The 12827-nt window shown below is 69.7% G+C and carries 8 protein-coding genes; 4 read left to right on the plus strand and 4 right to left on the minus strand.

Annotated elements, in window-relative coordinates; translation table 11 throughout:
* The first annotated feature begins 42 nt into the window (after positions 1 to 42).
* Entirely contained in the window at positions 43 to 759 is a 717-nt protein-coding gene (locus tag D7X96_RS20385) for a Bax inhibitor-1/YccA family protein (protein WP_120549326.1), read from the plus strand.
* Positions 760 to 813: 54 nt separating this feature from the next.
* Here the strand turns inward: D7X96_RS20385 and D7X96_RS20390 are convergent, their stop codons facing one another.
* Positions 814 to 1149 carry a (2Fe-2S) ferredoxin domain-containing protein gene (locus tag D7X96_RS20390; RefSeq protein WP_120549327.1) on the minus strand — a complete coding sequence of 112 codons (336 nt, stop codon included), beginning with the start codon at positions 1147 to 1149 and terminating at the stop codon, positions 814 to 816.
* Positions 1150 to 1730: 581 nt separating this feature from the next.
* On the opposite strand from D7X96_RS20390, the gene D7X96_RS20395 reads away from it, so the two are divergent.
* Positions 1731 to 4535, plus strand: coding sequence for a vitamin B12-dependent ribonucleotide reductase (locus D7X96_RS20395; protein WP_121770501.1), 2805 nt, complete (start codon positions 1731 to 1733; stop codon positions 4533 to 4535).
* A 71-nt stretch (positions 4536 to 4606) separates the two neighbouring features.
* Here D7X96_RS20395 and D7X96_RS20400 read toward each other — a convergent pair whose 3' ends face one another.
* From D7X96_RS20400 to D7X96_RS20410, 3 genes are all read right to left on the minus strand, one after another.
* Positions 4607 to 8530, minus strand: coding sequence for a GspE/PulE/PilB domain-containing protein (locus D7X96_RS20400; protein ID WP_121770502.1), 3924 nt, complete (start codon positions 8528 to 8530; stop codon positions 4607 to 4609).
* Positions 8531 to 8656: 126 nt separating this feature from the next.
* Positions 8657 to 10051, minus strand: a complete 1395-nt coding sequence (locus tag D7X96_RS20405) for an undecaprenyl-phosphate glucose phosphotransferase (RefSeq protein ID WP_120549330.1) — start codon at positions 10049 to 10051, stop codon at positions 8657 to 8659.
* A gap of 218 nt (positions 10052 to 10269) precedes the next feature.
* Entirely contained in the window at positions 10270 to 11400 is a 1131-nt protein-coding gene (locus D7X96_RS20410; protein WP_121770503.1) for a glycosyltransferase, read from the minus strand.
* 76 nt (positions 11401 to 11476) lie between these two features.
* On the opposite strand from D7X96_RS20410, the gene D7X96_RS20415 reads away from it, so the two are divergent.
* The gene (locus D7X96_RS20415; RefSeq protein WP_244219665.1) at positions 11477 to 12547 is read left to right on the plus strand and encodes a glycosyltransferase family 4 protein; all 1071 of its coding nucleotides are present in this window, start codon (positions 11477 to 11479) and stop codon (positions 12545 to 12547) included.
* Positions 12544 to 12801: a hypothetical protein gene (locus D7X96_RS20420; protein ID WP_147442782.1), complete on the plus strand. Its 258-nt coding sequence runs from the start codon at positions 12544 to 12546 to the stop codon at positions 12799 to 12801. The genes D7X96_RS20415 and D7X96_RS20420 overlap by 4 nt, the downstream gene beginning before the upstream one ends.
* The last annotated feature ends 26 nt before the right edge of the window (positions 12802 to 12827 follow it).

Genomic DNA, 12827 nt, shown 5'->3' on the forward strand with positions numbered 1-12827 from the left:
TGGGGCTTGAAGCGGCCCCCGGCCCGAAAGGAAACGGAACACATGGCGTGGGAATCTTCAGGTGGCTGGCAGGGCGGGCAGGCAGGCTCGGTGGACGACGTCCTGGTGCAGGAGTCGCAGCGGGCGTTCATGTCGCGCGTGCACGGCTGGATGTTCGCGGGCCTGGCGCTCACCGGCGTGATGGCCATGGTGACGCTGGCCAATGAGACGCTGCTCCGCATGGCGGTGCAGAACCGGATGGCCCTGTTCCTGGTGCAGCTGGGCGTGGTGTTCGGCCTGTCCATCCTGGCGCCCCGGCTGTCCGGCCCGGTGGCCGCGCTCATGTTCGCGGGCTACGCGGCGCTCACGGGCGTGACGCTGTCGGTCATCTTCCTCATCTACACGGCCAGCTCCATTGGCCAGGTGTTCTTCATCACCGCCGCGACCTACGGCGCGATGGCCGTCTACGGCACCGTCACGAAGAAGGACCTGAGCAGCTGGGGCACGTTCCTCTTCATGGGGCTCATCGGCATCGTCATCGCCGGCGTGGTGAACTTCTTCATCCAGAGCAGCGCCGTGTCGTTCGTGATGGCCTGCGCGGGCGTGCTCGTGTTCGCGGGCCTCACCGCCTACGACGTGCAGAAGCTGCGTGACTACCACGCGGGCGCGGGCTTCAAGAGCGCGACCGCGGTGAGCATCGTGGGCGCGCTCACCCTCTACCTGGACTTCATCAACCTGTTCCTGTCGCTGCTGCGCCTGCTGGGCAACCGCCGCGACTAGCTCCAGGGTTCAACGCTGTCACCCCAAGGCGGGGCGCGAGGCGGGCAACCGCCTTCAGCGCTCCGCCTTCTTGTTGAAGGGCATCAGCAGACGCTCCACGGGGCGGCCCTGCACCAGGTGCTCCTCCACGATGGTGGGCACGTCCTCCACCTTCACGCCGCCGTACCAGGTGCCCTCCGGGTAGACGACCACGGAGACGCCGAAGGCGCAGGTGTCCACGCAGCCCGCCGCGTTGGCGCGCATGGTGCGCTTGAGCCCGCGCTTGTCGAGTTCCTCCTTGAAGGCGGCCCGCACCTCCTCCCCACCCTTCGTGGCGCAGCACCCCTTGGGGTGACCGTCCGGACGGCGGTTGGTGCAGACGAAGACGTGGCGTTCGAAGGGAGGCGGCATGGTTCGCCTCCTAACGCGGCCGAGCGTCGAAATCGATGCCGGCGTTCAGCAGGCGACCGTCCAGGCCCGCCCCGCCCGGCCGGTTTGTCGCGTGGGCGGGACAGCGCTCCTACGCTCGGCGCACGGACTGGCAGCAAACATCCGTCAGTGATCACAAGCGCTTGGACAGGCCCCCCTCGCGGCATCCCCGGTTTTGCATGGCCATGACGATACGTTGCCAGTCACAGCAGCCATTGCCACCCGGGGAAGGGTTATTAGATCAGCCTTGGGCGCAGATCAGACGGCCTCGGAATGCCCACCAAATGAAGTGTGTAAGCAGCACTCTGACACTAGATATTGGGGCGTGGGTGATGTTGACGGACCCCACCAGCGATCATATGGATCCGCCCCCCCGGCAGGTGGGCAGTCAGGCCCGGGCCCGGAGTCCAGGGGTGTATCCCCGGGTTTCCGCCCGTCCCCGACCCATCCAACGCTGCCGCCCCTGTGCCTGGAAGTGATCAACGGATCCCCTGGGATCTCGCGGCGTTGGCCATTTTGCAAATTTTGCATCAGCACTCTCAGTGAATCTGGAGGTGGGCGTCATGGAGAAGGAACTGAGTGGGAAGCCGGCGGTGGGTGGCAGGGAGCCGCGGCGCGGAGGACGTGCGAAGGGCAAGGCGGCGACGGCTTCCACGGGGCTGACCGTGGAGCGCTTCTTCACGACGCCCGGCGTGGATCCGGCGGACGAGCTGGCGTGGGAGTACCGCAGCGCGAGCATCAAGGGCGAGGACGGCAAGGTCGTCTTCGATCAGAAGGACATCGAGGTCCCCAAGTCCTGGTCGATGCTGGCGACGAACGTCGTGGCGTCGAAGTACTTCCGGGGCACGCCGGGCACGCCCGAGCGCGAGACGAGCGTTCGCAAGCTGGTGGCGCGCGTGGTGGACACCCTCACCCGCTGGGGTGAGGAGGGGCACTACTTCGCGTCGGCGGTGGACCGCGAGGCGTTCCACGCGGAGCTGACGCACCTGCTGTTGCGCCAGAAGGCGGCGTTCAACTCGCCCGTCTGGTTCAACGTGGGCGTGGAGGAGCACCCGCAGTGCTCCGCGTGCTTCATCAACAGCGTGGACGACAACATGGAGTCCATCCTGGGGCTGGCGCGCACGGAGGGCATGCTCTTCAAGTACGGCAGCGGCACGGGCTCCAACCTGTCCTCCATCCGCGGCAGCAAGGAGCTGCTGGCGGGCGGCGGCACGGCGTCCGGCCCGGTGTCGTTCATGCGCGGCTTCGACGCGTTCGCGGGCGTCATCAAGAGCGGCGGCAAGACGCGGCGCGCGGCGAAGATGGTCATCCTCAACGCCGAGCACCCGGACATCCTCGAGTTCATCCGCTGCAAGTCGAACGAGGAGAAGAAGGCCTGGGCGCTGATTGAGGCGGGCTACGATCCGTCCTTCAACGGCGAGGCCTACGGGTCGGTGTTCTTCCAGAACTCCAACAACTCCGTGCGCGTCACCGACGACTTCATGAAGGCCGTGGTGAACGACGGCCCGTGGCAGACGCGCGCGGTGCGCGACGGCCAGGTGATGGAGACCTACAAGGCCCGCGAGCTGTTCCGCGAGATCGCCGAGGCGGCGCACCTGTGCGGCGACCCGGGCCTCCAGTACGACACCACGGTGAACGCGTGGCACACGTGCTCCGGCACGGCGCGCATCAACGCGTCCAACCCCTGCTCCGAGTACATGTTCCTGGATGACTCGGCCTGCAACCTGGCGTCGCTGAACCTGATGCACTTCCGCACGCTGGAGGGTGGCTTCGACGTGGCCGCCTTCAAGCACGCGGTGGACGTGGTGCTGCTGGCGCAGGAGATCATCGTCGGCTTCAGCCGCTACCCCACCGAGCGCATCGCCAAGAACAGCCACGACTACCGTCCGCTGGGCCTGGGCTACGCGAACCTGGGCGCGCTCCTGATGGCGTCCGGCCTGCCGTATGACTCCCCCGCGGGCCGCAACCTGGCCGGTGCGATCACGTCCCTGATGTGCGGCGAGGCGTACGCGATGAGCGCGCGCATCGCGGAGCGCCAGGGCGCGTTCGCGGGCTACGGCAACAACGCGGAGCCCATGCTCGGCGTCATCCGCAAGCACCGCAAGGCGGCGTACCAGCTGCCCGTGGCCGGCGTGAGCGAGGAGCTGCACTCGGCGCAGAAGGAGGCGTGGGACGACGCGCTGGCGCGCGGCATGGAGCACGGCTACCGCAACAGCCAGGTGACGGTGCTGGCGCCCACGGGGACCATCGGCTTCATGATGGACTGCGACACCACGGGCATCGAGCCGGACATCGCGCTGATCAAATACAAGAAGCTGGTCGGCGGCGGCATGCTGAAGATCGTCAACCAGACGGTGCCGCTGGCGCTGGAGAAGCTGGGCTACCCGCAGACGCAGGCGCAGGACATCATCGCGTACCTGGACAAGCACGACACCATCGAGGGCGCTCCGCACCTGAAGACGGAGCACCTGCCGGTGTTCGACTGCGCGTTCAAGCCGTCCAAGGGCCAGCGCAGCATCCACTGGATGGGCCACATCGAGATGATGGCCGCGGCGCAGCCGTTCCTCTCCGGCGCCATCTCCAAGACGGTGAACCTGCCCAACGACGCCACGGTGGAGGACATCGAGAAGGCGTACATCGAGGCGTGGCGCAGCGGCCTGAAGGCCGTCGCCGTGTACCGCGACGGGTGCAAGCGCACGCAGCCGCTCAACACGTCGCAGGACAAGGCCCCGGAGGCGAAGCGCGTGGTGGCCGAGCCCCCCCCCGCGGTGATGCCCGAGCCCAAGGCGCTGCGCCGCCGCCTGCCGGACGAGCGGCAGTCCATCACGCACAAGTTCTCCATCGGTGGCCACGAGGGCTACCTGACGGTGGGCATGTACGAGGACGGCACGCCGGGTGAGCTCTTCGTCGTGATGGCGAAGGAGGGCTCGGTGGTGAGCGGCCTGATGGACAGCTTCGCCACCAGCGTGTCGCTGGCGCTCCAGTACGGCGTGCCGCTCCAGGTGCTGGCGGACAAGTTCTGCCACACCCGCTACGAGCCGAGCGGCTTCACGGGCAACCCGGCCATCCCGATCGCCAAGTCCATCACGGACTACATCTTCCGGTGGCTGTCGCTGAAGTTCCTGCCCACGGAGCCCTGCGCGGACGACGTGGAGGTGACGCCGGTGGAGGAGGCCCGTCCGGAGCCGGTGACGCAGGCGGCGGTGCCGGCGCAGGTGGGGACGCTGCAGCTGTCCGCGATGAACTCGCGCAGCACGTACCTGAACCAGGCGGACGCCCCGCCCTGCCACCAGTGCGGCGCCATCACCGTGCGCAGCGGCGCCTGCTACAAGTGCACGAACTGCGGCACGACCACGGGCTGCAGCTGACGCGCGGCCGTGACGTGACGTGAAAAAGGGCTCCGGGGCTGATGGCTCCGGAGCCCTTCGTGTTTCGTGTTTCAGGGGAAGCGGTGGAGGCGGGTGCAGATCTCCACGGCGCGGTCCGCGATGCGGCCCAGCTCCTCCAGCATGGCGACCTCCAGGGGCGCGGGGCCGTGCTCGGCGACGAAGAAGGCCACGGGCTGGCCGCGCGAGTGGAGCGGGAAGACGAGCAGGTGGGACTCGGACTCGCCGCACAGCGCGGAGAAGATGGCCTCGTCCTGAGGGGCCTGCGGGGCGCTGAAGACGCTGGGGCTGGGGCCGTTCATCGCGGAGGTGAAGAGGGACGGCGCGTCCAGGTCCACCTTGAGCGCGGAGACCTCCGGACGGTCGCAGCCGGGGCCCCAGGCGCGGCCCACGCGCGCGAGGCCGAAGCTGTCGCCCAGCAGGAAGGCCCGGCGGAAGCGGCCCGCGCTGTAGGCCAGCAGCACCTTGCCCACCATGCCCTGCGAGTCCGCCGTGTCGAGCGCGGAGAGGACCTGCTCCGCCGTCACGGCGGGACCGTCCGGAGGCGTGTCGGTGGAAGCGCTGGCGGCGGCGAGCAGGGCCTGGGCGGGATCCATCTGCGCGGCGGCCTCCGGCTGCCACGGCTGCTGCATGAACTCCCACGCGGAGGCCAGGGCCACGCCGTCCTCGGAGGCCGTGGGGGCCGCGGCGGGGACGTCCAGGTCCACGACACGGTCCGCCCAGGTGGTCTCCGGAGCGTGGCCCACGGAGCCCTCCCCTTCCCCGCCGCCCTGCCAGCCCACGAACTCCCACGTGGAGGCGAGCTGCATGGGCTCCTCGGAGGAGGTGGACAGGTCGAGCGTGATGGGCGACCGGTCGCGGGCCGGGGCCGGAGGCGGGACCACGAGGCGCGGCTTCGGGAGAGGCACGGGCTCGGCGCCGGCTTCGGGTGAGGCCTCCGGGCTGGCCCTGGGAGGCACGTCGGGATTGGCGACGAGGGCGACGTCGGACTCCGGGGGGGCCGAGAGCACGGCGTCGGACTTCGGCGCGGCGGCGACCTGCCAGGACTCGGCCTCTGGGGAGACGGAGGGCTTCTGCGAGTCTCCCGCCAGGCTGAATTCGAGTCCGTCGGCTTCGGCGTCCCGAGTGGCAATGACAGACGCGTCCGGCTTCGCGGCTTCGCCCGCGAGGGGCGCTTCCGGAAGGGGCTCGAACTCCATCGTCTCCACCGGCGCGTCGTTCTTCGCGGCGACAGTGGCGGGGATGGGCGCCTGTCCGGGCGCGCCCGTCACCTCCGTCGAGGGGGCACCGGGTACGGCGTCCCAGACAGGTTCCGCCTCCGGGATGGAATGGGCTTCCGACGAAGCCGCCGGCATCGAGTCCGTGGCGTCGAGGGTCTTGGCCACCTGCGGATCCGCGGGCGCAGACGGGTGAGCCTCCTTGGCTTCGGAGGCCTGTGCATTTTGCGGCTCGGCGGGCACTGCGTCCTCGACATCGAGGATGTCCGTGGCGTCGGTGGCCTTGGCTGCTTGTGGCTCGGCCGCCATCACGGCCACGGCTTCGAGGCTGTCCGGCTGGACATCAAGGATGTCCGTGACGTCCGCGGCCGGGGCTTCTCGAGGCGCGGCGGATACCACGGCCGCATCCGCGTGGGCGTCCCTGGCCTGAGTGGACGGAGCCTGTTCCGGACTGGCGGACATCACGGCCACGGCATTGTCGGCAGCTCTGTCGTCAGTGACCTGTGCCTCTTGCGGCGCGGCGAACACCACGTCCGTGACGTCGGTGGCCTTGGCCACCTGCGGCTCCAAGGACAGCACGTCCGCGACCTTGGCCTCCTGCGGCTCGGCGGACATCACGTCTTCGACATCGAGGACATCTGCGGCTTGGGCTTCGTGCGGCTCGGCGGACATCACGTCTTCGACGTCGAGCACATCCGTGGCGTCGGTGGCCTTGGCCTCGTGCGGCTCGGCGGACATCACGTCTTCGACATCGAGGACATCCGTGGCGTCGGCGGCGGCCGGCTGCGCGGCGACGGAGCCCGCGTCTTCGAGGATGTCGTCGGAGAGATCATCCCCGGTCAGGACTGCAGTGAGCTCGGGTGCCTTCCCGGCTGCGGCTGCGACGGGCGACGCGGGGCTCGGGCTGACGTCGGCGTCGTCGAGAAGCTCGGCATCCAGCACCAGCTCGGACAAGGACGACGACTGCGACGGTGCGGCCGCGACGACTGGAGCCGACGGCTTCGCGGAAGGGGCATCCGTGAATGCGTCCGCCCACTCGCCTCCGAGATCCGACACCGGGCCGCTGGCCGCCGGCGCCTTCGCGGTGGGTGCCGCAATGGCGGGAGTCACACCGGACGGACGGCGAGCCACCGGCGGCGGAGCATTACCGGACGAAGCCGGGGCCGCCTGCGCTGAGTCTGGCGCAAGGCCCATGGGGGCACCGGCTCCTTGAGGCACCGTCGACGGTGCACTCACGGGAGCCTGAGCCATCGCGGCCGGCGGAGGCACTGCGACGGGCCCCACGGTGGCAGGACGCTGCGGCGGAGCTCCGGGAGGAGGCGCACCCACAGCCACCGGCGGCACGGTCCCAGACGGAGGCCCCTGCCTTGGCGGTGCACCCGGAGGAGGGACGACAGGCCGTCCCTGCACGGCATTCGGCGGCACGGCGCCCGGAACCCCAGGAGGCCCCATCGGACGCGCACCCGGAGGAGCCCCGGCCCCCGGAACCCCAGGTGCGTTCGGAGGACGCTGTCCCGGGGCAACAGGCCCCGGGCCTCCCGGAGCCATCATCACGGGCGGGGGCCGAGGCGCTGCTCCCGGAGGCATGCCCGGCGCACCCGGCGGCGGTCCTGCCCGGACCATCCCCGGCGGCATCGGCGCGCCCGGAGGCCCCACCGGACGCGGCCCCGCGACCCCAGGCGCACCCGGCGCGACGGGACGCATGCCCGGAGGCGGCGCCTTCTGCACGGTGGGAATCCCCGTCGCGGAAGGCCGGGTCCCCGGCGGCACGGGCCCACCGCGTCCAATCATCCCAGGAGGCTGCGCTCCCGGAGCCCCAGGCGGAGGCCCCCCGCGCGCGGGAGCTCCAGCGCCAGGAGGGAGCCCCCCCGGCGCCACGGCACCCGTCGCGGGCCCAGCCATCCCCGGAGCCCCCAGGACAGGCGGAGGCACCGGCCCCTGCCGGGCCACCATGCCCGGAGGCTGCGCCGTAGGGGCCAGACGGGGCGGCGCGACCGGCGGACCCACCGCGGGCCGGGCTGCTTCAAGGACAGGCGGAGCCCGCACCGGCTCACCCATCACGATGTCCGGAAGCTCCTCGCCCACGATGGCCGCTTCGGCCAGGTCCGCCTCCGCCTCCTGCTCCTCCGAGTCATCACTGAGGAACTGTCCCGGCGCGAGCCCACCGAACATCCCGGCGACCTCGGGCTCCGCGCGCACGGGCGCGGGAGGAGGCGGCACGGCCGGCGGCGGAATCACCACCTGCGCCGCGGCCATCGGCGCCACCGCCGCCATGGACATCGAACGGCGCGCGGGCAGCGGAATGGCGGGCTTCAAGGCACGCGTCGGCCGGTCGATGCCGTAGCGCAGGTTCAGGTAGTGGAACAGCCGCAGCTCCGGCACCACGTACGCGACGATGCGCATGCCCGTGATGAACCCGAGCGCATCCGTGGTCTGCAGATCCAACGGGTTGGCCAGCGCGACCTTCAGCCGCCGGCCCTCCACCGCGAGCGGGAACGCCTGGTGCTTCTCCGCCTGATCCGCCGTGAGCAGCTTCAGCGTCGCCTCGGTGGCGGCGTCGAAGTCCGCCTCCATCGCGACGGGCGCGCGGGTCAGCTCCCCCAGCACCATGCCCACCGTCTCGATGTCGAGGAACCCCAGCTCCACCAGCCGGGAGCCCAGCCGGCCTCCGTGCACGAGCTGCGCGCTCATGCCCTGGTCGAGCTGCGCCTGCGTCAGGAGGCCCTTGCGGACCAGCGTCAATCCCAGCTTGTCGCCCATGTCGGCCCGCAGTCTAGACGGCTTCGCGGTGCCGATAGGAGGGTGCGCACGAATACGACCTGCACGCCCTCCCTGTCTGCCTGCCTGCCTCGGCTCCGGCACCTGGGGTCAGGGGCCGCCCGACGCTCAGTACGCGTTCTTCGAAAGGAAGCCGCCCAGCGCGGTGCGCAGGAGGATCTTCAGGTCCATCAGGAGCGACCAGTTCTCGATGTAATAGAGGTCGTACTCGATGCGCTTCTGGATGGACGTCTGGCCGCGCAGGCCGTTGATCTGCGCCCAGCCGGTGATGCCGGCCTTCACCTTGTGGCGCAGGTGGTAGCGCGGAATCTGGCGCTTGAACTCCTCGATGAAGACGGGCCGCTCCGGGCGCGGGCCCACGAGGCTCATGTCGCCGCGCAGCACGTTGAAGAACTGGGGCAGCTCATCCAGCGAGTACTTGCGCAGGAACGTGCCCACCGGCGTGCGGCGCGCGTCCACGGCGCTGGCCATGGTGGCGCCCTGGGCTTCGGCGTCCACGCGCATGGTGCGGAACTTGAGGATGTGGAAGGTGCGCCCGTCCATGCCCATCCGCTCCTGGCGGTAGAGGATGGGGCCCTTGCTGGTGAAGCGCACCAGCAGCGCGGTGAACACCATCATCGGCGCGCTGACGGCGATGGCGACCAGGGAGAAGAGCACGTCGAACACGCGCTTGGCCACGCGGCTCCAGCCGTCCATGGGGTCGCCCTGGAGGCTGATGATGGGCAGGCCGCCGAACTCCTCCAGGCCGCCGTACAGGGTGATGTACTGGTACAGGTCCGGCACCACCTTGACGTCCACGGTGCGCAGCGCCAGCTGCTCCATCAGCGGCTTCACGCGCGCCTGGTCCTCCAGCGGCACGGCGATGATGACCTGATCCACGGGATGGGCATCCAGGTAGGCCTCCACCTGGCCCACGTGGCCCACCACGCGCACGCCGCCCACCCACTGGCCGACCTTCTCCTCCTTGAGTGACAGCACGCCCGTCACGCGGAAGCCCAGCTCGCGGTGGCTCTCCACGGTCTCGATGGTGCGCAGCCCCAGCTCCTCCTCGCCGATGACGAGGATGGACTTGAGGTTGTAGCCGCGCCGGCGCACCTCGCTGAGCAGGTGGCGCATGACCATGCGCGACAGCGCGATGAGCGTGAAGGCGTAGACGACGAAGATGGCCAGCGTGAGGCGCGAGTAGCGCTCGCGGATGAAGTACGTCACCGCCACCAGGATGAGCGTCGCGGTGATGGTGGCCTTGAAGAGCTCGAACAGCTCGCCCATGTGCGAGCGCGCGCGGTTCGTCGCGTAGAGCCGGGCCCGCTGGAACGTCATCGGGAAGATGACGAGCACCATCACCAGCGAGACGAACGTCTCACCCGGGGGCGGGATGCCCTCCGTGACGGGGAACACGCCGCTGAAGCGGGTGAAGTACGCGAGCACGAACGCCACCCCGAGCATCCCCGCGTCGGCGGCGACCTTGATGGACGTGTAGAAGCGCTGCAGGCGACCAAACACCGCGATGACTCCTGACGGGGGACGAGGACCGTCCGTCGGATGCAAGACACGCACCCTGAGCCCCGGGCGCGCTCAAGCGCCCGAGCCCCTCCCCCGGCGCGGGGTCCTAGCACGGGTTTTCCCGTGAAACCAATGGGTTGCACCGGAGGGCATCGGACATCCCCCGGCGCACCGGGCAGGCAGGCCTCGGGAAACTGGGGACGGCGCGGACAGCGCTGTCACACCGCTGGGGAGGACGGGGACATGCCCAGCAGGGCCTCCACCTCCGCCTGGATGGCCTGCTGGAAGCGGGCGCGGCTGAAGCGCTCGGCCTGGGCGCGGGCGTCCTGGGGGCGGAAGGACGGCTCCCAGGCGTCGAACTGGCGCACGGCGGCGGCGAGGGACGCCGGGGTCTGCTCCGGGAAGAAGAGGCCCGTCCTGGGAGTGACGGTCTCCAGGGCGCCGCCCTTGCCAAAGGCGATGACGGGGCGGCCGGTGGCCTGGGCCTCCAGGGGGGTGATGCCGAAGTCCTCCTCCGGGGTGAAGAGGAGCGCGCGGGCGTCGCGGTAGAGGCCGGGGAGCGCGCTGTCGGGCACGTTGCCGAGGAACCGGATGTGGGGCGGAAGCGGCCCGGACGTCAGGCGCGACGCCTCCTGCCCCGTGCCCACGACCCACAACGGGGTGTCCAGGGTGCGGAACGCCTCCAGGGCGACGTCCAGGCGCTTGTACGGAGCGAAGGCGCCGAGCCACAGGAAGTAGCCGCCCTGCCCTCCCCCTTCGAGCGGCACCTGGGTGAAGCGCTCGAGCTCGACGGGCGGCGGGACGACGGAGGCGTCGCGGTCCCAGAAGCGGCGGATCTTCCCGGCGATGTGCTGGGAGTTGGCGACGATGCGGCCCACGCGCTGGGTGGAGGTGCGGTCCCAGTGCTGGAGGTAGGGGCGCACGGCGAGCGCGGCGGCGCGCACGGGGAGGCGGGCGCGGCCGGGGCCGAAGTACTCGTCGAACAGGTCCCACATGTACCGCATGGGAGCGTGGACGTAGCTCAGATGGGGCACGCCGGGAGGCGCGTGGATGCCCTTGGCGACGCAGTGGCTGGAGGACAGGACCAGGTCGTAGTCGCCGGTGATGCGAAGGGCTTCGATGGCGCGGGGGAACAGCGGCAGGAAGTGCCGGTAGCGCGAGTGGATCCCGGGGATGTGCTGGAGGAACGACGTGGAGATGCGCCGGTTCTCGATGCGCGGGGACTGGCTGCCTGGCTGGTGGATGAGGGTGTAGAGGTCCGCGTCGGGGAACAGTTCGCAGAGGGCGTCGAGGACGCGTTCTCCGCCGCGGTGGGTGACGAGCCAGTCGTGGACGAGGGCGACCTTCACGGGGGCCTTGTACCACTGGCGCGGCGCTGCGTGTGGTAGGCCAGGGAGCGTGCCATCTGTCCTGCTCGATTTGAGAATGGTGCGCGGCCAGCTCCACGGCATCGCGAGGTACGCGCTGGAGCTGGCGCGCCGTCTGCCCGCCCTGGCCCCGGACCTGGAGTTCTCCGCGCTGGTGCCAGCGAAGGGCCTGCCAGACGACCTGGGCGAGCTGACGCCGACCATTCCACTGCACCGCTCCAGGGCCGGGTATCTGTCGCCGACGGAGCAGCCGTTGTTGGCCTACGAGTTGGCGAAGCTGAAGCCGGACCTGTTCCACGCGACGTCGTTCTCGCTGCCGCTGTTCTGGCCGGGCCGCCTGGTGGCCACGTTGCACGACGCGAACCACCTGGCGCTGGCCGACCAGTACACGCCGGTGCAGGCGATTTATTACAAGGCCGTGGTGGGGCCGCGGGCGCGGTTGGCCACGGCGTTGATAACGGTGTCTGACTTCTCCCGGGAGGAGCTGGGGAAGTACCTGAACATGTCGCCGTACCGGTTCCAGGTGATCCACAACGGAGTGGACTCCAGGTTCCAGCCGCCGACGGCGAGCGAAGCGAAGGCGTTCCGGGAGCGGCACGAACTGCCGGAGCGGTACATCGCGGTGGTGGGCAACGCGAAGCCATTCAAGAACCTGGCGATGCTGGGCAAGTTCGCGCCGGACCTACCGGTGCCGCTGGTGCTGCTCGCGGGCAAGGGAGCCGTGGCGCACGAAGTGGGACTGCACGAGAACGTCATCGACCTGGAGCAACTGCCTGAGTCGGAGATGCCGTTGTTCTATGGGGCTGCGACGGCGTTGCTGTTGCCGTCGAAGTACGAGGGATTTGGATTGCCCGCGCTGGAGGCCATGGCATCCGGGTGCCCTGTCATTGCGGCGGATGTGACAGCACTTCCGGAGGTCGTCGGCGAAGCGGCACTGCGAGTTCCGCCCGACGATGTGAAGTCGTGGCATGAAACAACGCTGCGCGTTCTCAGGGACGAGAACCTGCGCCGGAACCTGATGGAACTGGGGCGCGAACGAGCCGCCCGATTCACCTGGGACCGATGTGCCCAACAGACCCTTGGTGTCTTCAAACGAGCCATTCAGAACAAACACCCGGTGCACCCATGACACTGAGGCGCAAAGGGACGCGGCGCATTGTCGTTGGGGATCTGAACTATCGCTGGACAGTGGCGCCGAACGATGAGCCCGGGCTCGGCATCGTCGTGGAACATGAATCAGGGCATGGCCAGCGCATGGTGACCTGGGTGGAGCACGGAACAATCATCGCTCCGGGGCTCGTCAAGGAGGTCATCAACGACGCGCTCGAAAAGGGATGGCACCCGGAGCAGCCAGGGGATGAATTGGTCTTCCGGCGCTCTTGAATCCATCACCCCGTGGAACCCAGCGG

Source organism: Corallococcus interemptor (genome assembly GCF_003668875.1).
GTDB lineage: Bacteria > Myxococcota > Myxococcia > Myxococcales > Myxococcaceae > Corallococcus > Corallococcus interemptor.

Coding starts and splice junctions, on each gene's coding strand:
- D7X96_RS20385 (WP_120549326.1), top strand. CDS start 43: ATGGCGTGGGAATCTTCAGGTGGCTGGCAGGGCGGGCAGGCAGGCTCG.
- D7X96_RS20390 (WP_120549327.1), bottom strand. CDS start 1,149: ATGCCGCCTCCCTTCGAACGCCACGTCTTCGTCTGCACCAACCGCCGT.
- D7X96_RS20395 (WP_121770501.1), top strand. CDS start 1,731: ATGGAGAAGGAACTGAGTGGGAAGCCGGCGGTGGGTGGCAGGGAGCCG.
- D7X96_RS20400 (WP_121770502.1), bottom strand. CDS start 8,530: ATGGGCGACAAGCTGGGATTGACGCTGGTCCGCAAGGGCCTCCTGACG.
- D7X96_RS20415 (WP_244219665.1), top strand. CDS start 11,477: ATGGTGCGCGGCCAGCTCCACGGCATCGCGAGGTACGCGCTGGAGCTG.
- D7X96_RS20420 (WP_147442782.1), top strand. CDS start 12,544: ATGACACTGAGGCGCAAAGGGACGCGGCGCATTGTCGTTGGGGATCTG.